The organism is Candidatus Cryosericum odellii (assembly GCF_003570935.1).
In the GTDB taxonomy this organism is placed as follows: Bacteria; Caldisericota; Caldisericia; order Cryosericales; family Cryosericaceae; genus Cryosericum; species Cryosericum odellii.
This window is the reverse complement of the sequence record NZ_QXIU01000091.1, coordinates 17518-35531: the sequence shown is the minus strand read 5'-3', so window position 1 is coordinate 35531 and position 18014 is coordinate 17518. Positions and strand designations below refer to the sequence as shown.

Annotated in this window: 12 protein-coding genes; 2 read left to right on the top strand and 10 right to left on the bottom strand. The window is 53.2% G+C overall.

Annotation, left to right across the window (positions count from 1 at the left end; all coding sequences use genetic code 11):
• Positions 1-79 precede the first annotated feature (79 nt).
• From SMC5_RS03665 to SMC5_RS03615, 10 genes are all read right to left on the bottom strand, one after another.
• Positions 80-1237 (bottom strand): hypothetical protein, encoded by a 1158-nt coding sequence (locus SMC5_RS03665; RefSeq protein WP_126854929.1) that lies wholly within the window; start codon positions 1235-1237, stop codon positions 80-82.
• Between the two features lie 27 nt (positions 1238-1264).
• The gene (locus SMC5_RS03660) at positions 1265-2431 is read right to left on the bottom strand and encodes a hypothetical protein (protein ID WP_119119639.1); all 1167 of its coding nucleotides are present in this window, start codon (positions 2429-2431) and stop codon (positions 1265-1267) included.
• A 14-nt stretch (positions 2432-2445) separates the two neighbouring features.
• Positions 2446-3846, bottom strand: coding sequence for an outer membrane protein assembly factor BamB family protein (locus SMC5_RS03655; RefSeq protein ID WP_119119638.1), 1401 nt, complete (start codon positions 3844-3846; stop codon positions 2446-2448).
• A 953-nt stretch (positions 3847-4799) separates the two neighbouring features.
• Positions 4800-5222 carry a hypothetical protein gene (locus SMC5_RS03645; protein WP_119119636.1) on the bottom strand — a complete coding sequence of 141 codons (423 nt, stop codon included), beginning with the start codon at positions 5220-5222 and terminating at the stop codon, positions 4800-4802.
• Entirely contained in the window at positions 5222-6133 is a 912-nt protein-coding gene (locus SMC5_RS03640; protein WP_119119635.1) for a DUF4829 domain-containing protein, read from the bottom strand. The genes SMC5_RS03645 and SMC5_RS03640 overlap by 1 nt, the downstream gene beginning before the upstream one ends.
• A 64-nt stretch (positions 6134-6197) precedes the next feature.
• Entirely contained in the window at positions 6198-6641 is a 444-nt protein-coding gene (locus SMC5_RS03635; protein WP_207799031.1) for a PH domain-containing protein, read from the bottom strand.
• Between the two features lie 147 nt (positions 6642-6788).
• Entirely contained in the window at positions 6789-8228 is a 1440-nt protein-coding gene (locus SMC5_RS03630; protein WP_119119633.1) for an outer membrane protein assembly factor BamB family protein, read from the bottom strand.
• Between the two features lie 9 nt (positions 8229-8237).
• On the bottom strand, positions 8238-9650 hold the full coding sequence (locus tag SMC5_RS03625; RefSeq protein WP_165846372.1) for an outer membrane protein assembly factor BamB family protein: 1413 nt from the start codon (positions 9648-9650) through the stop codon (positions 8238-8240).
• A gap of 13 nt (positions 9651-9663) precedes the next feature.
• Positions 9664-12093: a VPS10 domain-containing protein gene (locus SMC5_RS03620; protein WP_119119631.1), complete on the bottom strand. Its 2430-nt coding sequence runs from the start codon at positions 12091-12093 to the stop codon at positions 9664-9666.
• Positions 12094-12209: 116 nt separating this feature from the next.
• Complete coding sequence (locus tag SMC5_RS03615; protein ID WP_119119630.1) at positions 12210-13253, bottom strand: WG repeat-containing protein; 1044 nt, start codon at positions 13251-13253, stop codon at positions 12210-12212.
• A 127-nt stretch (positions 13254-13380) separates the two neighbouring features.
• Here SMC5_RS03615 and SMC5_RS03610 point away from each other — a divergent pair, with 127 nt between their 5' ends.
• Positions 13381-16449 (top strand): Eco57I restriction-modification methylase domain-containing protein, encoded by a 3069-nt coding sequence (locus SMC5_RS03610; RefSeq protein ID WP_119119629.1) that lies wholly within the window; start codon positions 13381-13383, stop codon positions 16447-16449.
• Entirely contained in the window at positions 16446-17903 is a 1458-nt protein-coding gene (locus SMC5_RS03605) for a hypothetical protein (RefSeq protein ID WP_119119628.1), read from the top strand. Before SMC5_RS03610 ends, SMC5_RS03605 begins: the two co-directional genes overlap by 4 nt.
• The last annotated feature ends 111 nt before the right edge of the window (positions 17904-18014 follow it).

The following is an 18014-nucleotide window of genomic DNA, read 5'->3' as shown; positions in this document are numbered from 1 at the left end:
TGATAATTGCAATCAATTTGTTTATTTTCATTTCTTGCCCTCCAATTTCCTTCGTTGTGCGTGATGTCTATGAAACATCCTATTGAAAGAGGTCGATGGAAGGAAAGGAAATACTCCCTGGTGTAGGAATCGAGGAGCCCTGCTTGCCCTTCGCGTCAAAACTCACTATCGAAATCTTGTTCACATACAGACTTCCAAGGATTGTTCCGGATGTGTCCACTGCGTAGTCATACCCGCCATTCCAATTGGCAGCGGGATATTCAATGATCAACGTGCCATTGTCGCTGGCCAACTGTGCCTGAAGTGGCCCCTCAGTATTTGTCGGCCCGTTACTGTAAAGCTTGGCAAGGAGCGTATTGATATTCTCTGGCAATGTTATTGAGGGCAAGGCCGCTGCCGTATCGATGCAGCCAATTTGTCCATTATGGCTATGGGTGAAGTAGAGGAGCGACCCAACACGAGCAAAGCTTGCCCACTGACCCGAGATGAAACCTTCAGTAAATGCATCCCTGTTGCCGCATCGTATCCACGTCGCTTTCCCATCGCTCATACGAAGAAGCCATATGCCATCAGACATATTCTTCACCACCTTGTCTCCTGCCTCAACAAGAACAAGCCCATTGTTGATGCTGCCGCTTCCATACACCACGACTATCTGCGTCAGGCTGGAGGGGACAGGGACAGTTAGTGTTTGCGCCTTGGAACCAGAAGAAATGCTTTGCTCTGTAATGGTAAGAGTTTTGCCATCCAGCGTTTCATTTAGCAGAGCGTCTAGTTCCAGGGGAACGGCCACAAAAGCATTCTCATCTGAAGCATACCATCGTCTGATTTCACTGTCTTTGGTTGATAAATACTGCATTCCCTCGGGAAGAGTCAGAAGATTTACATCCTTGGATATCGTTGTTATGAGAGGTTTCTTGCTCAGGTAGTTCCATTGTTGAACGACTCGAACGGGTGAACTAAGTTGCCAGTACAGCGGAAGGCCCCCGTTATCAAGATCGATCACGTGGACAACAGATGTGCCAGAGGTTTGTAGTGTGTTTTGTCCAATATTCCACAGGAGAAGTGAACCTGCATCATATTCCGACGATGTGAAATTGGTTTCCACCATCATAGTGATCTGCGGTCCTTCCACCGGGACAACTTTCGGGGTACAACCCGTTGTTACTAAAACCACCGCAAGCAGGATGCTCAGGAATGTGTTCATTAGAAAAAAGAATCGTAAATTAGTTTTCATTGATTATGCCTCCAATTTGCCGGAAACCTAGAAGATGTTCCCTTGAAAGAGGTCGTAGGAAGGAAAGGAGACATATCCTGGAGATCCTGGCGTTTTGAGGGAGGAACCCTGCTTCCCGTTTGCGTCAAAGCTACTCACTGAAGTCTTGTCGGCTCTGAGACTTCCAAGCACTGTTCCCGAAATGTCCACATCATAGTACACAGGATTCCCGTGAACGTCTGGGTACGAGACAATTAGTGTATCACTGCTGCTTGCTAACTGTGCCTGCAACGGCCCCTCTGCGTTCTGTGGTCCTTCCTTGAAGAGTCTTACAAGAAGCGTGTTAATCTCTTCTGGCAGCATCACTGATGGCGAGACCACTGTTGTGTCGATGCAACCGATTTTCGTGTGGCTGTGAGTGAAATAGAGTAGCGTTCCAACCCGTGCAAAGCTCGGGCTCTGGTCCGGAATGAGGCTTCCACCAAATGCGGACAGATTACCGCACCGTACCCACGATCCCGTCCGATTGTTCATGTGGAGAAGCCACAGGGAGTCTGCCGCATTCGTCACGACGTTGTCCCGCGCCTCAACCAGAACAAATCCGTTGCTGGTACTGCCACTGCCATACAACACATCTATCTGCGCCAGTCCGGAAGGAACGGGAACTGTCAGTAACTGCGACTTGGAACCGGAGGCAACGCCCTGCTCTGTTACCGTCATGACAGTCTTCTGAGAGGAAGAAGCACTGACCTCAAGTGGCACAACGACGAAGGCATCTTTCTCCGGTACGTACCATCGCGTGAATAAACCTCCCGTGGTTGGAGCAGATTGCATTCCCACAGGTGGAACGAGCATCCTGATGTCTTTTGAGGTTGCCGTTATGAGGGCTTTCTTGCTCGGGATGCCCCATTGTTGAACGACTCGAACCGGTGAACCAGGTTGCCAGAATAGCGGAAGACCCCCGTAATCGATCTCGCTCACGTGGACAACGGATGTGCCAGAGATATGCAGTGTGTTTTGCCCAATGTTCCACAGGAGAAGTGATCCTGCGTCGTATTCTGACGATGTGAAATTGGTTTCCAGCATCATGCTGATCTGCGGACCTTCTACTGGGACAACTTTTGGAGCACAACCTGTTGGCACAAGAACTACGGCGAGCAGGATGCTCGTGAATATGGCCATTACTGGACGGAATCGCGATGTCGTTGTTTTCATGCTATGCACTTCCTTCACTGCCACAGATCGACTTTGCCATCTGAAGCAATGACAAAGAAGCCTTTGTCGACGGGTTGAAACACAAACGTGTTGTCGACAGAAGTCTGATTCCAGACAACCTGAGAGATGCGCTTGTTCCACAATTCCTTACCCGTAGCAGGGTCAAGAGCTGCCACAAGCCCTCCACCATCCTGAACGTACAGGACATCTCTTGTTGTTGTCAGTGTCATGTCTGGGTACAGATCATATAACTTTCCCATATTGGGACCGTCTGTGATGGGTGTCTTGTAGGATGCGAACTGATGTCTCCAGGCTTCCTTACCAGTGGCAAGGTCAAGAGCCATGAGCACTCCGTTGCTGCCTTGAAGGTAGACATTCGCTTTATCGACAGCGAAGTGGCCCGGATTTGTGTCAATCTGACGCGTCCAGAGCCGTTCTGTCTTGTCGAACAATCCTGTACGCATCTTCCACACGTCGATCGACCGTTCTTGCTTGCTATTGGACAATAAGACTGACAGCGTATCGCCCTGCTTGATAAGATCCGTGGCCTCTCCATTGACGTGTTCTGTCCATAGCGTCTTGTTCGTATCGCAATTGAAAGCTATAAGAGCGGAGCGTGATGTTGGAGACACGGATTCGAGAATACCGGCATACAACGTCGCGCCATCGCACAGCAACTGTCCAGATGTCTCTGAGTGAATGGGCAGTGCAGTCCAGTCGATACGATCAAGCGATGCACCAGTGGCCGCATCCCAGATCCATATCCCTGGGTAGTGCACTTCCTCTGTAGTGGGCACCGAGGTTGACGTTCGTTCTTCTTCACCAATAACGTAGACGCGATCTGCTGTATGGCTCTGCTCATTGATATGCACGACAATGTTGCTGCGAACTCCAAAGACAAAAGGTGACGTGACTGTTGGAGTACTTTTCCAGACGGTTGCCCCAGTCGTCTTGTCGAGACACGCGATAGACGCAACAATGCCGGGCTCGCCCGACTTGAACAGGTCCGTGCGGACAAAGAACAGGTGCTTCCCATCCGTCGTGAATGTCGCATACGGCTGCATAGACACAGATGCATTCGTCAGCACTGACCAAAGCTTCTTCCCCGTTGCCTGATCCCATGCCGTCGTCCATTGAGTCAAGTCGTCATGGTACGAGAAGGTATACAACGTACCATCCAGGAACTGTGGCGTGCCGGCACAACTGTCATTGCCCAGGTTCAGATTTTCAGTGGCGTATGATGCGGCGACCTTTGTGGGTGCCATGAGGAGACCGTTGACATCGACAAGGGTGCTATTGACAGTGCCAGACGTTGCCTGGTCCCGGCATCCTGTCATGGCCGTACTGAGCAGTGTCAGTATGAGCAACCCTGCGATGATCCATGGACGCTTCTGTAGTTGTTTGTTCGTGTCCATTTCTTGCCCCCATTCCTTGACCTGATGGTGGACTGGAACCCGGTCACCAGAGCCGTCAGCGCGCCGTATCAGTGCAGCGTCGCAGCGGACATCGTGTCCTCCACTACAAATATAACGCGGTGGTGATGTTTTTGCTAATCGGCAGGACAGAAGGCCCGGAATACCAGAACCTCAATGCATCTACCAAGACCTTACTACGTCTGCCAGAACTTTGACACATATACCGAGACCTTAATTCTTCATTCCAAGTGCACAGCCATGGGCTCTTCCATCTGACATGAGCTGTCCTGCAAAATATGTAGACCTGACCCCGTTCAGCGTCCGGTTAGCCTAGAACGAGAACGGAGACTGAAGAGACGCTGGCGGATAACCGTACACAATCCTCCATTGGTCAATCACGCTATCGTGGACGTAAGCCGCAGTTCGCCCGGAGTCAGCGCCAATATACACATGGACAACGCCTGTAAATTTGTGAGGGCTGTAAGCTGTTACTACTTCTGCGGGCAGTAAAATATCCCACATGTAGTGGTCCGTATCCGGCATAAAACCATCTGGTGGAGTTAGTCTGACAAGAAGGGTAGTGCAACGATCTGCTGTCAAACGCAGATATCCTTTACTGAATGGCACAGAGAAGGATGACAACTTGGGGTTTGCTAGTGAATCCTTCGCAATGGCAATGGCTTGAGACCGAGAGACACGCGTATGAATCATCCAGAGAAATAGCGAATTAGAGACCGCTTCGCCAGGGTAGAGGTGACTGTTCGATCCTAGCCACATGAGGCCAACTACCACCACAAGAAGCACGACTGTGATTATGCGAGCGGTACGACGCTTCTGTGGTTGTTTGTTCGTGTTCATCTCTTGCCCTCCGTCTTCCCTTCTTGATCCAATGGTGGACAGGAACCCGGTCACCAGAGCCGTCAGCGCGCAGCTTCTTTTCATGAACCTGCCCGCTATGCTCTTCTTACCTTTCGTATCACCCACAGGATCAGCCATGTGATCAGGAGAAGGCTTCCCCAGACCAAGGCGAGATCAAGAAAGTAGTTGGGCCAGATCATATGGGTGACAAAGTCGTAAGGAGAAAGGAAATGGGTTCTCATAGGGACTTTATCCGCATAGTACCACGCCTGATCCTGATACAGGAAAGGAAACGGCAATCCCATGGGAATGTGCGAGCTCGCATCTGCTGTTGTGACTGTCTGCTCCCTGTATAATGACCGGAACAGCAGCACATGTGCCGCTATCCATGGTACAAGGACAATTAACCAAAGGGTACCTCGCCTTGAAGAAAGCTTGGGTGATTTCTGCTCATCCGGGGTCGTCCAAGGGTGCACCGGTTTGAGAGTGGTTCTCATCGGGTCTTCCTGATCGCTCATTAATATCCCCCACCGCCCCAGTCATAGATCAACCATGGTGACGTTTCATTGTCTCTTTTGAGAAAGAAGCCCCAGACGTTTTTGCCGTCGTTTATGCCTGTTGCACCGTAGGAAGCGTTCTTGAATTTGAGGTCGAAAACCACCTCAAATACCTTTGTCCCCGTTGTTCTGGGTAGTCTCTCACTGATACTTAGAATCTTCACATACGCTAGTGCGTCAAGGTGCTGCGCTATACCTCTCTTGTCTGGAGTCAGGCGCTTTTCCATTTCAACAAGATTCTTGGCATTCCAATACTTGAAGTAGTCTCTCACCACCTGTTCAGGAGAGGGCATGGCAGGTACTTCAAGCTCAAGCGCGTCTTTTGGAACGTCGACAAAAGATTCGCTTCCTGTAGTTTGCTTGAACTCATTTGCAGTAGGAACATAAACAAGAGGATTCCCCTGCCAGTGAGGTTGAAGAATTCCTGAAACCGTATAGGTTTTTCCTTCAATGATCTTGGGATATCCAGTGCCCCCGTAGACAATGGTACCGTCAGAGAACTTGTCTGCCTTTGCCGAAAGCGGTTGACAGAGATAAAAGACTACAAATACATGACGCGGTTCTCTCCCATCAGAAGATACGAGGGAAGTAGTCTCTCCCATTACCATTCTGGTGTTCACAACACCAGTTACCTTCAAAGTAGCTGAAAAGTTTGCAATATATGTGCCTGCTCCCGTAAGAGCGATGGGAGGAACATCATTCTTATACGGGATTTCCCCATTTTTGATCATTGTGGCCATATCATTTCCATCCGGAACATGCCTTGTACCTACAACTCTTGGTGCACAGCCGGTTGCCGCCAGAAGTACTGCAACCAGGATGCTCATAAATGCGGCAATCCTTGATGAGGATCCTGATTTCGTTGTTTTCATGTTTCATACCTCCAACATGTGCCTTCAACAAGAGGCACGGACTGGAACCCGGTCACCCACGCCGTCAGCGCACCGTTCTCTGGTTGTCCAGAATCTGTCCCAATTCTTTCAGAAAGCCGTCCGAGTCTGCGGGAGAGATTCCATACTTCACCCCAGACCTGGTCGTGATCATGATAACATCTTTGTATAGACGGGTGGAATACATACTGATACTGCCTTCGTCGGCGTAGATGAGATCAAGAGCGCCGGCCTTTGGAAATCCGCAGCTTGAGAACATGTCGTTCTTGAGGTCTTTGCGAATGGCACTTGCGATGTTGTCATATGGAATCTTGGTATGCCATTGTGCACCAAGAATGAGGCACAGCGCGTCATCCCGAAGCTCGTAGTGCATGTGAGGCAGCAGGCGAAGAATCACAAGCTCAGAGACTAGTTCATACAGAAAGACTGCAATTATCGGCGTAAACAACATGATGATGAATGTGTCAATTGGCGAACCCGACCAGTTCATATAGACAATCCCTACGAGCCCGATGATTGTAGCTACTGACAACAATATCAAGAAAACGCGACCTGAAGGATAGCGAGGCGACGGCTTGTCCGTGTAATACACACGTATGCTATTGTTTCCACTATTAGTAGCCATTGTTGCGCCCCTCTATTTCCACAGATCGACCTTGCCGTCAGAGAAGATGACATAGAACCCTTTGTCGACAAACTGCAGCACAAACAGGCCATCTTTGCCTTCTTCGGATGGGTACCACACGACCTTCGAAATGCGCTTGTTCCACAGTTCTTTGCCGGTAGCTTGGTCAAGAGCTGCCACAAGTCCCCCACCGTCCTGAACATACAAGACACTTCCTGCCGTTGTCAGGATCATGTCAGGATTCAGATCAATCATCTTCCCATAATCCATCGTGTTCACCAGCGCACCCACCAGCCCGGTTCTGGATGATGCGAACTGCCGTTTCCAGATTTCCTTGCCAGTAGCAAAGTCGAGAGCTGTGAGCGCTCCCTTGTTGCCTTGAAGGTAGACGTGTTTACTGTCAACAGCGAAGGAAGTAATCGGCCACTTTTCGGGTGTCGTCTCAACTAGTACCGTCTCAACCTTGCGTGTCCAAAGCCGCTTTGCTGAACGTGATGTCCAGCCGATCTTCCATACGTCAAGCCAATCATCGGCGTACGCAGCGCTGCGAATGAAGACGAGCGTGCTGCCTTGCTTAACGAGATTCGCAGCCTCGCCGTCAACGCTCTCTTTCCACAGCATCTTGTTCGTATTGACGTCAAAAGCTGCAAGAGAAGACTTCTGAGCAGGGTACTTCGATTTGGCAGATATCGATGTAGAACCATCAAGCTCAGGGATACTCGCATACAACGTTTCACCGTCGCACAGCAACTGCCCGCTGTTTGCAGACAGGGTGAGTGCAGGCCAGTCGATACGTCCCAGTGATTTCCCGGTAGCTGCGTCGAAGATCCAGACGCCTTGCCGACCCTTTTCTTCGACTACTGAATCTGAGTAAATATAGCGGACTTCTTCACCAAGAAGGTAGAGACGGTCCGCTAGATGGGTCTGCGTGTTTATGTGCATGGAAATGCCGCTTAGTGCCAAGAAAGGGAAAGGCGAAGCAGCGCTTGCAGGGTTCTTCCAGACAGTCGCCCCGGTTGTTCTATCCAGACATGTCAGCGTGCTGTGATTAAGAAAGAACAGATGCTTTCCATCGGATACCAGTGGTTCTACGTAGTAGCCGTCGCTTATACTTGTTGACCAAAGCTTCTTCCCTGTGGCCTGCTCCCACGCTATCATCTGCATATAGTGATAGGTCGCATCATGAGAGAAAGTGTACAGTGTCCCATCCAGGAATTGTGGCATGCCAAGGCAGTTGGAATCGCTCAGATACAGTTTCTGTCCAGTGAGATAAGACGCGGCAATGCCGGCGGGCGCTGCAAGCATTCCGTCAACGTCGGCAGAAGTGCTGTTGACGGTCCCCGTCGCTGCTCGGTTCTGGCATCCTGTCAGGGTCGTAGCGAGCAGCATCAGAACGAGCAGCGCTGCAACTGCATAGGGACTCTTTTGTAGTTGTCTGCCTGGAATTCTCATCGTGTCCACCTATTTCCAGAGGTCGACTCTTCCGTTGTCGAAGAGAACAAGGAACCCTTTGTCGACGGGTCTCAATATGAACCAGTTGCGATAGAATATCTGACCAAATATCACCGTGGAGATACGCTTACTCCAAAGTCTTTTGCCACTGGCGGGATCGAAGCCGGCTACCAGACCGCCTCCGTCCTGAACATAGAGAAGGTCCCGGGTCATCGTCAGCGTCATGATGGGGTATAGGTCACGTAACTTGGTGGGGTCGTCTATTTCCCCTGTCTTGTACGACGAGAACTGTTGTCTCCAAGCTTCCTTACCTGTGTCGAGGTCAAAAACAATGAGTTTCCCGTCCCCGCACGGAAAGTAGAGATGACTGCTGTCGACGGCGAAGCTGTTCCATTGTCCTGCAGTTGAATCGTGGGTCCAGAGTCGTTTCACGAGATTCGACGACGTACCGACCTGCCATACATCGATCCACTCGGAGTTGCGCAGGAAGATCAGCTTGTTGCCTTGCTTGACGAGTTGCGAGCACTCGCCATCGACGCTCTTCTTCCATAACAATTTCTTCGTCCGGAGGTCAAAAGCGATCAGACTGGACTTCTGGGCTGGGTATTCGGATTCTGTGGATTCGGGGATGCCGGCGTAGAGTGTATTACCATCGCACAAAAGCTCTCCACTGCGACCATAGGAAGAAAACGTGAGAGTGGGCAAATCAAGACGGCTCAACAATTTGCCAGTGTTTGCGTCCAGAATCCAGATGCCAGGGTTCCGCACCTTTTGCGCTATTGCCTGCTTGTTGATCGGTGTGATCCACTTGCCCTCGTACTGTATTTGAGGAGGTATGGACTCATATTCCCAGCCAATGACGTAGAGCATATCCGCCGCATGAGTCTTCTCATTGATGTGTGCGGTGATGTTGCGATTAGCTCCAAAAAGGAAAGGAGATGCTACTTGCGGGACACCTTTCCAGACTATGGCCCCCGTCCTCTTGTCCAAGCAGCTAAGAACTCCTTGGTCATAGAAGAAGACGTGCTTTCCATCTGATGCGAGGGATATGGACCAATCTTGTATGCCAAGCGACCAGAGCTTTTTTCCAGTTTCCTGGTCCCATGCCTGCATCAGCACTCCGCTCTGGCCATTGTAGTAATCCGAGAACGTGTACAAAATGCCGTCCAGGAACGTAGCACCACCGTCTTCGCTGTTGATATTCACAGTAGAGTACATGGTTGTAACCTTGGAAGGCATTTTCAAGAGACCGTTCACGTCAACGAAGTTCTTGTTGAGTGTGTCTGATGTTGTTATGCTGTCAGACGCCGATGCGGTCCGACCTCCGATGTTGCTGAACAGACCCACCGCAACCGTACCAAGCAGTACCAGTATGAGCAGTCCTGTGATGACCCATGTACGCTTCCATGATTGTTTGTTCATGTCTCTTCTTCTGCTACGGTGCATATATTATCGTTATTGTCTGAGTAGTCGCATCCCATTGGACATCCAGTGCAAGTGCTTCAGCAACAAACCGGAGAGGAAGGAAGGTCCTGTTGTTGATGATCACGGGCACAACCTTCGGGTTTGCAGGATCAATGGCAATTGCTTTGTCATCGACGTATCCGATATTGCCCCCGACAGCAACGTCCACAGAGTGTTCTCCCAGGAACATGTCTACTGTTCTTGCAGACGGACTCCAGACGACCCTGCCACCAAGCGTCTCGATCAGGGCGCGGAGAGGAACGAGAGTACGTGAGTTCACTATGATGGGCGCTGCCTCCAGTGGCACTACTTTCGCATCCACGTGCATTGTCGTGCTGCCAATCTTCAGTTGAATGACACTCTTCGGAGAAGAGACAGCCTGATATCGCAAGATGCCGTCATCGGTCGCGGCGTACAGAACGCCAGCCGTCAGCCGATCAGCGGCTAGCTCTGTCACATATTTTGACGAAAGGCCCGTACTCATGGCACTCCACGTTACTCCAGCATCCACTGAGCGGAACACACCAACGCTGGTGCCAGCATACACCGTGCCATTCGCATGTGGATCGACGACAAGAACTTGCACCTCCCCATAGGAGGGGACAATGCCTTCAACCGTCCACGCGGCTCCGCCATCCGTGGAGCGACAAACGGAACCATGCATGGTACCGGCATACAAGTTGGCAGGCACAACCGGATCAATGGCAAACGACTCAACGTCCTCATTTGTGACACCCACGTTCACCGCGTTCCAATGGTCACCCGCATCAGTGGAGCGAAAAACTGAGTCTGGGTAGTGAAAGATGTCGCTAGAAGTAGCAACCATGGTCCAGATGCTGACATAGAGGGCAGCGGGGTTTGCAGAATCAATCGCAAGGGACCAAACATCTGTATGTACCGGCAGACCTGCGTCTATCGCGGTCCAGGTCGCACCGCTGTCCGTAGAACGGAAGACCCCGAGGTTGGTACCGGCGTACAACGTCGTCGACGTGTGCGGGTCGATGGCAAGAACGGCAATTCGCGTCTTTGTGATCCCCGTGTTTGCGGCTGCCCAATGGTCTCCTGCGTCATCAGAACGGTAGACGCCGTTGTGTGTACCGACATACAGGGTAGCAGGAGTATGCGGGTCAATGACGAGGCAGTTGACACCCCATTCCGTGATGCCGGCGTTGGCCGCCGTCCATGTGGCGCCGCTATCTCTCGAGCGGAAAACACCACTGTCGGTCCCTGCATAGATGGTACCCTTGGACGCAGGGTCCACGGCAAGAGATGTGACATGAACATAGGGAAGACCCGTGTTCACGGCAGTCCAGTGATCCCCAGCGTCCGCTGAGCGGAAGACACCGGCTCCATCAGTGCCGGCATAGACGACACCCGGCGTTTGCGGATCAACAGCAAGAGCCAGCGTGTGATTTGTGATACCAACGTTTGCCATAGTCCACGTGGCACCGCCCCTGACCAAACGGAAGATCCCGCTGTCAGTAGCGACAGTGAGAGTTGCAGGAGCGACGGAACTGATGACGAGAGAACCAGCGTGCAGATCAGAGAGGCCGGTATTCATCAGGGTCCAATGGTCACCCTTGTCCGTAGAACAGAAGACGCCGCCGCCATCAGTGCTGGCATACAGGACAGTCGGTGCCTTTGGGTCGGCAGCGAGGGAAGTGACATTCCGGTGGAGCGCCCCATCGTCCTCTGAAACCCCTGCAATACCAGTATCTACCTCGGTCCAATGGTTTCCGCTGTCACTGGAGCGAAAGACGCCATAGTAACTGCCCGCATACAGCGTAGAGGGAGTAAGAGGGTCAATGACAAGAGAGGCGACCCTTTGGATGGAAACACCAGTGCCGGCTGAAGGCCCGGCGGTAATACCGGTGTCTGCCTCTACCCAGTGGTCCCCGCTATCCGTCGAGCGGAAAACTCCGCGGTTGCTGCAGGCATAGAGTGTCGTGGGAGTCACGCGGTCGATAACAAGGGCACCAACAACGGCAGTGCCAAGCCCCGCGTTGACCAGTATCCATGTAGCCCCGCTGTCCCGAGAGCGAAAGACTCCCTCCTCCAACGTGCCAGCATAGAGCGTCGTTGGAGCCTCTGGGCCAATGGCAAGTGCGAGGACATCTCTGGGAGAAGTCGCTGCCGTTGCCGCTGCCCACGTGGCACCGCTGTTTGCAGAACGGTAGACGCCATCTTGCGTGCCTGCGTACAGAATGGCAGGAGTCTTGGGATCGACGGCAAGTGACAAGATGTTGCCACCGCACAGTGGCAGTTGCGTCCAGTTGTACGTACCTGCCGCTTGCACAGCAGGGGCACCAGCCACTGCGCCCGAGAAACTCAAGGCAAGACACAACAAAAGAATCATCATGCCGGTAGCAGGTGAACAGTGTCGTATATTAGGTGTTTTCATGCCATGTACCTCCAACACGTGCTTTCAACAAGGTTGGTGGACAGGAACCCGGTCACCAGAGCCGTCAGCGCGCCGTATCAGTGCAGCGTCGCAGCGGAGATCCTCCCCTCGTTCTGTCAGTCTTCCCAGTACCGTGTGTCTTTGGTGTCGATGTAGCCCCATTTGCCGTTGAGTCCCTGTTTGCCGTTGAGTTGGACTTGCGCAAGACCCTCGCTGAAGGGATTTGCCCAATCATAGACTGCCGGTATCACCATGGTCCCTTTGGTGTCGATGTAGCCCCATTTGCCGTTGAGTCTAACGGGCGCAAGACCCTCGCTGAAGGAACTTCCGTCGTCATAGACTGCCGGTATCACCATGGTCCCTTTGGTGTCGACGAAGCCCCATTTGCCGTCGAGTACAACAAGTGCAAGACCATCGATGAAGGGACCTCCGTCGTCATAGACTGCCGGTATCACCATGGTCCCTTTGGTGTCGACGAAGCCACATTTGCTGTTGAGGTGGACGGGCGCAAGACCATCGATGAAGGGACCTACACTGTCATAAACAGTGGGGATGACCATCTTCCCCTTGGTGTCGATGTAGCCCCATTTGCCGTTGAGGTGGACGGATGCAAGACCATCGCTGAAGAGAAGTACGTTGTCATAGGCAGCAGGTATCACCATGGTCCCTTTGGTGTCGATGTAGCCCCATTTGCCGTTGAGGTGGACGGATGCAAGACCCTTGATGAAGGGATCTACACTGTCATAGACTGCCGGTATGACCATGGTCCCTTTGGTGTCGATGTAGCCACATTTACTGTTGAGGTGGACGGGCGCAAGACCCTCGCTGAAGAGATCTACACTGTCATAAACAGTGGGGATGACCATTTTTCGGTCTCGATTGCAGAATCCCCATTTATCACCCTTTCGGTAGGGGATGAGCGCTACAACCTTCTCGTCCTTGCCAGCACGTGTTCTGATCACCTGGTACACGGCAAAAGACGAAAACAGTAAAACCAGCACAATAACAATCGGCAGAATGACTTTAAGGCTGGAATACTTGCGGTCCTGTTTGTTCGTGTCCATTTCCTGTCCCCCGTTCCTTGACCTGATGGTGGACTGGAACCCGGTCACCAGCGCCGTCAGCGCGCCGTATCGTTGCGGCATCGCAGCGGAGATCATACCCTCCACTGTGAGTGTAACGCGTTAGTGATGTTTTTGCTAATCGGCTGGACGGCTGGCTTGCCCGCAGATCTGTTCCAGGTTGTATGTCCCTCGTTTTGTGTACTATACTAAACGAGGAGGCTTCATGGAGAACCTGCCGGACGAACTGGTTCAGCTGATCGATCGCTTCAAGGAACACCTGGAGCAGTACAGGGGTGTCTCATATGATGAAGCCAACACACGTACTGACTTCATCGATCCCCTGTTTAAGCTGCTGGGCTGGGACGTCGCCAACACGGCCAGCTATGCCGAGCAGTACCGCGAAGTCATCCGCGAAGACAAGGTCAGCATCGAGGGTGGCACCAAAGCCCCTGATTACTGCTTCCGCATCGGCGGTGTCCGCAAGTTCTTCGTGGAGGCCAAGAAACCATCAGTCGATCTGCGCAACGACCCCAGTCCTGCCTATCAGCTGCGCCGCTACGCATACTCGGCCAAATTGCCGCTGTCCATCCTGACGGATTTCCAGGAATTCGCCGTCTACGACACGCGCATCAAGCCCAGCCCAAATGACAGCGCCTCCGTGGCGCGTATCCAGTACTTCACCTTTGAGGACTATCCCGAGAAGTGGGCGTTCCTCACCGATAAATTCTCACGTGAAGCCATCCTTCACGGCGCCTTCGACAAATACGTGGAGGACACGCGCAGCAAGCGGGGCACCAGCGAAGTCGACAAGGAGTTCCTGAACCTCATCGACCAGTGGCGCGAGAAGCTGGCGCGCAACATCGCGCTGCGCAACCGTAACCTTCCGCTGCATCAGCTCAACTTCGCCGTCCAGAAGACGATCGACCGCATCGTATTCCTGCGCATCGCCGAGGACCGTGGCATCGATACCTATGGCACACTGCACTCCCTGCTCAACGGCGCAAACCAGTACACGCGCCTGCTGCAGCTCTTTACCCAGGCCGACGCGCGGTACAACGGCGGACTCTTCAACTTCGCCGAGGACACGCTGACGCCGGGCCTGACGGTCGACGACAACATCATCAAGGACATCGTCCGCAGCGTCTACTACCCGCAGAGCCCCTACGAGTTCTCGGTGCTGGACGTCGCCATCCTGGGCAACATCTATGAGCAGTTCCTGGGCAAGACCATCCGCCTCACGGCCGAGCACCACGTCAAGGTAGAGGAGAAGCCCGAAGTCAAGAAAGCCGGCGGCGTCTACTACACCCCCAGAGACATCGTGGAGTACATCGTGGACCATACGGTCGGGGAGGCGCTCAAGGAGACGACACCTGCCAAGGTCGAGCAACTGCATATCCTCGACCCCGCCTGCGGTTCCGGCAGCTTCCTGCTGGGAGCATACGACAAGCTGCTCAGCTGGCACCTGGACTGGTACGCCCAGGAGACGCACCGCGTCAAAGCACTCAAAGACCACTGTATCATCGAGCCGCGCGCAGGAGACTATCGCCTGACCATTGACGAGAAGCGCCGCATCCTGACCAACAATATCTACGGCGTGGACATCGACGACCAGGCGGTCGAGATCGCCAAGCTGTCGCTGACCCTGCGGCTACTGGAGGGCGAGACCTCCGAAACCGCCGAGCTGTTCACCAGGGGTGGCCGCCAGCGCCTGCTCCCCAAGCTGGAGACCAACATCAAATGCGGCAACTCCCTCATCGGCCCCGACTTCTACAGTGACAAGCCCGAGAGCCTCTTTGTCGACGACGACACGCGCTACCGCATCAACGCCTTCGACTGGAAGGGCCCCGACGGTTTCAAGCAGGTCTTTGACACCCACGGTGGTTTCGACGTCGTGCTGGGCAACCCGCCGTATGTGCGCAGCATTCACCTCAAAGAAGACAATGTCGCACAGTGGCAATTCTGTCGAACGCACTACGCCACAGCAGCCGATCGTGAATGGGACATCTATCTCGTGTTCGTGGAGAAGGGTCTGAGCCTGTTGTGCGCAGGAGGGCGGCTGGGGTACATCCTGCCCAACAAGTTCCTCAACTCGCGGGTAGGCGCCAACCTGAGACAGCTCATTGCAGACGGGCGACATCTGGAATGCCTTGTGCATTTTGGGGCTCTGCAGGTCTTCGCGACGGCTACAACCTATACGTGCCTGCTGTTCCTCAACCACGATGGTGTCGACCAGGCAGCCATACAGCGTTTTACGGGACCCGTTACCAGCAAGTTGGCCGGAACGCCGCTGCCGGAACAGGTTCCTGACCAGTGGCAGGCATCAACAGCCGCTTCCTCATCTCTGACCAGTGCCCCGTGGAACTTTGCGTCATCAGGCGACAGCGTGCTCGCATCGCTGTACAAGTGGCCAGCACTGGAAAATGTTGCAGACGTATTCAAGGGAACTGGCACAGATGCCGATCGTGTCTTCGTACTCAAGGAGTTGACACGTGACGCAACAAATGTGCACGCCTGGTCTGAGTATCTTCAGAAAGAAGTTACGCTGGAGCCAACATTCCTGAAGCCTGCCCTCCGTGGCCGCAGCATCGGCAGGTATGAGATTGTCACCCGTGACGTGCTTCTACTGGTTCCATACGAGGCGGTGAACGGGCACTACGTCTTGGTCCCGGAGAGCAGAATAGCTACTGTCGCGCCATTGACGCTCGGCTATCTGCGTGCATGCAAGTCACAGCTGGAACAACGCGAGCACGGAAGGTTCAAGGGAATGGGCTGGCATTGTTACGGGCGGCCACAGAACATGGAGCGCATGGACGGAAAGAGCAAGATTGTATTCCCCGACGTGGCGCGAGCAGGTACCTGTTGTCTGGACACGGAGAGCCGCTGGCTCCTGGACACGTGCTACGCAATCACTCCTAAGGCAGGTACTGCACTGGACCAACGGTATCTGCTCGGAATACTGAATTCACCCCTGTTAACGTACTTTCTGCATGAGACAGGAACCGCTCTTCGTGGTGGGTACTTCCGCATGAAGACAGCGTATCTCAACCCGTTCCCCCTGCGTCCCATCGACTTCACGAATCCCGCTGACAAGGCGATGCATGATGAGATGGTCCGCCTCGTCGACCAGATGTTGGCACTTCACGGTCAGCTCGCCACCACCGGAACCGACCGCGAGAAGTCCGGCCTTCAGCTCCAGATCGCCGCCCTCGACCGCGCCATCGACTCCCTCGTCTTCCGCCTCTATGGGCTAAATGACAGGAGTTCTGACATGGTGGCCTCGGGGTGCTCATGACAACGCCAGACGAAGTTCAAACTCGGGGCCCTTTCATCGCCGAATACTCTGGTGTCGGCAGGTTCACATTTGCAGACGATCGTCTTTCGGAGGATGCCCGCTTCTGGATTGGCCAGGCGCACAATGGGAACATTGTGATTTGCTATGACGAAAGCATGAGTGCCTATGTCTTCGCCAATCTTTTCTCGCCTCTGAGGAGTTTTTCCGGGCTAACAACGTCTGGGTTGTATCTCGAGACGAACGACCGATTGTACACAATCTCTCAGCAGTCACTGCAGTCAGATGAGTCCGCGCTTCGGACCATCGTACTTGCGAGTGAGATTAGGTTGACCGTTACAGAGCCACCAGCCATTACAGGTGTGCGCTATGGCCTCACGAACTTCCTATTCGACGGGACGGAGGCCTGCGATTCGGAGCCTCGAGACAGACAGAGAGTTCTTCGTCTGAAACTCGACTACCTGGGAAAGCCCGCGGTAGGATACATCTGTAAGATACCCAGTTACTCCTCTGCTCGAAAGACGCTCCATGCCGTTGGGGGAATCCAAGTAACGGCTGAACTCGTGGTCGACTTGAGTCTTTCGGAGATAACTGGCGACGACTGCGACCGTATTGCAGATGTTCTCTGCCGAGTGTTGTCTGTGGCACGCGGCACCCACATCGCATGGATCTACAAGGTATCGCTGGACAGCACGGGAAATCCCGTGGCTCATGTACACTCAAACAACGTCACACGGAACTACCATAGCTTGCCACTACTGAGCGACAACCCCGAGGATGCAGAACCGACTCGGGTGTTCGCTGAAACGACGTTCCCAGCGTATCTGGAAAAATCGTCGGAGTACATGCTCGATAGGGGCTCCTTGGATACATATCTCGAAGCAAAGCTCGGAGTACTTGGCCAAGAGTATTTGGAGATGTCCGCTCTCAAACTAACTGTAGCAATGGAGATGCTCGCTCATGCCTACCTGCGTGCCAAGCGACTGGAGGGATACGAGACGATAATGCCCCCGGACGACTTTCAGAACTGCCTCCAGGATCTGGAGACTGTCGTCGAAGGCTGCCTAACTGCCAAGAATCTGAAGCCAAAAACTGCAAGGCGAATAGCGGGAAGAGTGAAAGAACTCAATAATGCACCCTTTAAAGATATCCTTGATCAGCTGTTCAAGGGTATCGACCTAAACGTAGTCAGAAGTAGCAAAAACGCTATGGGCGATGCTGAGCTCTTTGCTTGTTGTCGCAATTCTCTGGCACACACTGGGCAGTTTCTCTCGACAACACGGCCACCAGGAAAGCCCTGTCCTTTCGCTCAAGGCTCGGCGGGGAACAAGCAAGCATACTTCTTTATGCAGTCCCTGGTCGATCGCGTTTTTCTGCGACTCCTGGATTATGACGGGCCCTACATCGATTGGCGCAATCCGAATGACCCTAAGCGACGTATGCATGTGAAGGAGTGAGACGTTACCGGCGTCGGTATGAAACTACACGCCATGAGCGCTGACTCCACCTAGTACCTGGAGGCGCTTGATTGCATCGTCTTTTGACGCCTACAACGTCTGAGCCGTATT

Coding starts and splice junctions, on each gene's coding strand:
- SMC5_RS03665 (WP_126854929.1), bottom strand. CDS start 1,237: ATGAAAACTAATTTACGATTCTTTTTTCTAATGAACACATTCCTGAGC.
- SMC5_RS03660 (WP_119119639.1), bottom strand. CDS start 2,431: ATGAAAACAACGACATCGCGATTCCGTCCAGTAATGGCCATATTCACG.
- SMC5_RS03655 (WP_119119638.1), bottom strand. CDS start 3,846: ATGGACACGAACAAACAACTACAGAAGCGTCCATGGATCATCGCAGGG.
- SMC5_RS03645 (WP_119119636.1), bottom strand. CDS start 5,222: ATGAGCGATCAGGAAGACCCGATGAGAACCACTCTCAAACCGGTGCAC.
- SMC5_RS03640 (WP_119119635.1), bottom strand. CDS start 6,133: ATGAAAACAACGAAATCAGGATCCTCATCAAGGATTGCCGCATTTATG.
- SMC5_RS03635 (WP_207799031.1), bottom strand. CDS start 6,641: ATGAACTGGTCGGGTTCGCCAATTGACACATTCATCATCATGTTGTTT.
- SMC5_RS03630 (WP_119119633.1), bottom strand. CDS start 8,228: ATGAGAATTCCAGGCAGACAACTACAAAAGAGTCCCTATGCAGTTGCA.
- SMC5_RS03625 (WP_165846372.1), bottom strand. CDS start 9,650: ATGAACAAACAATCATGGAAGCGTACATGGGTCATCACAGGACTGCTC.
- SMC5_RS03620 (WP_119119631.1), bottom strand. CDS start 12,093: ATGAAAACACCTAATATACGACACTGTTCACCTGCTACCGGCATGATG.
- SMC5_RS03615 (WP_119119630.1), bottom strand. CDS start 13,253: ATGATCTCCGCTGCGATGCCGCAACGATACGGCGCGCTGACGGCGCTG.
- SMC5_RS03610 (WP_119119629.1), top strand. CDS start 13,381: ATGGAGAACCTGCCGGACGAACTGGTTCAGCTGATCGATCGCTTCAAG.
- SMC5_RS03605 (WP_119119628.1), top strand. CDS start 16,446: ATGACAACGCCAGACGAAGTTCAAACTCGGGGCCCTTTCATCGCCGAA.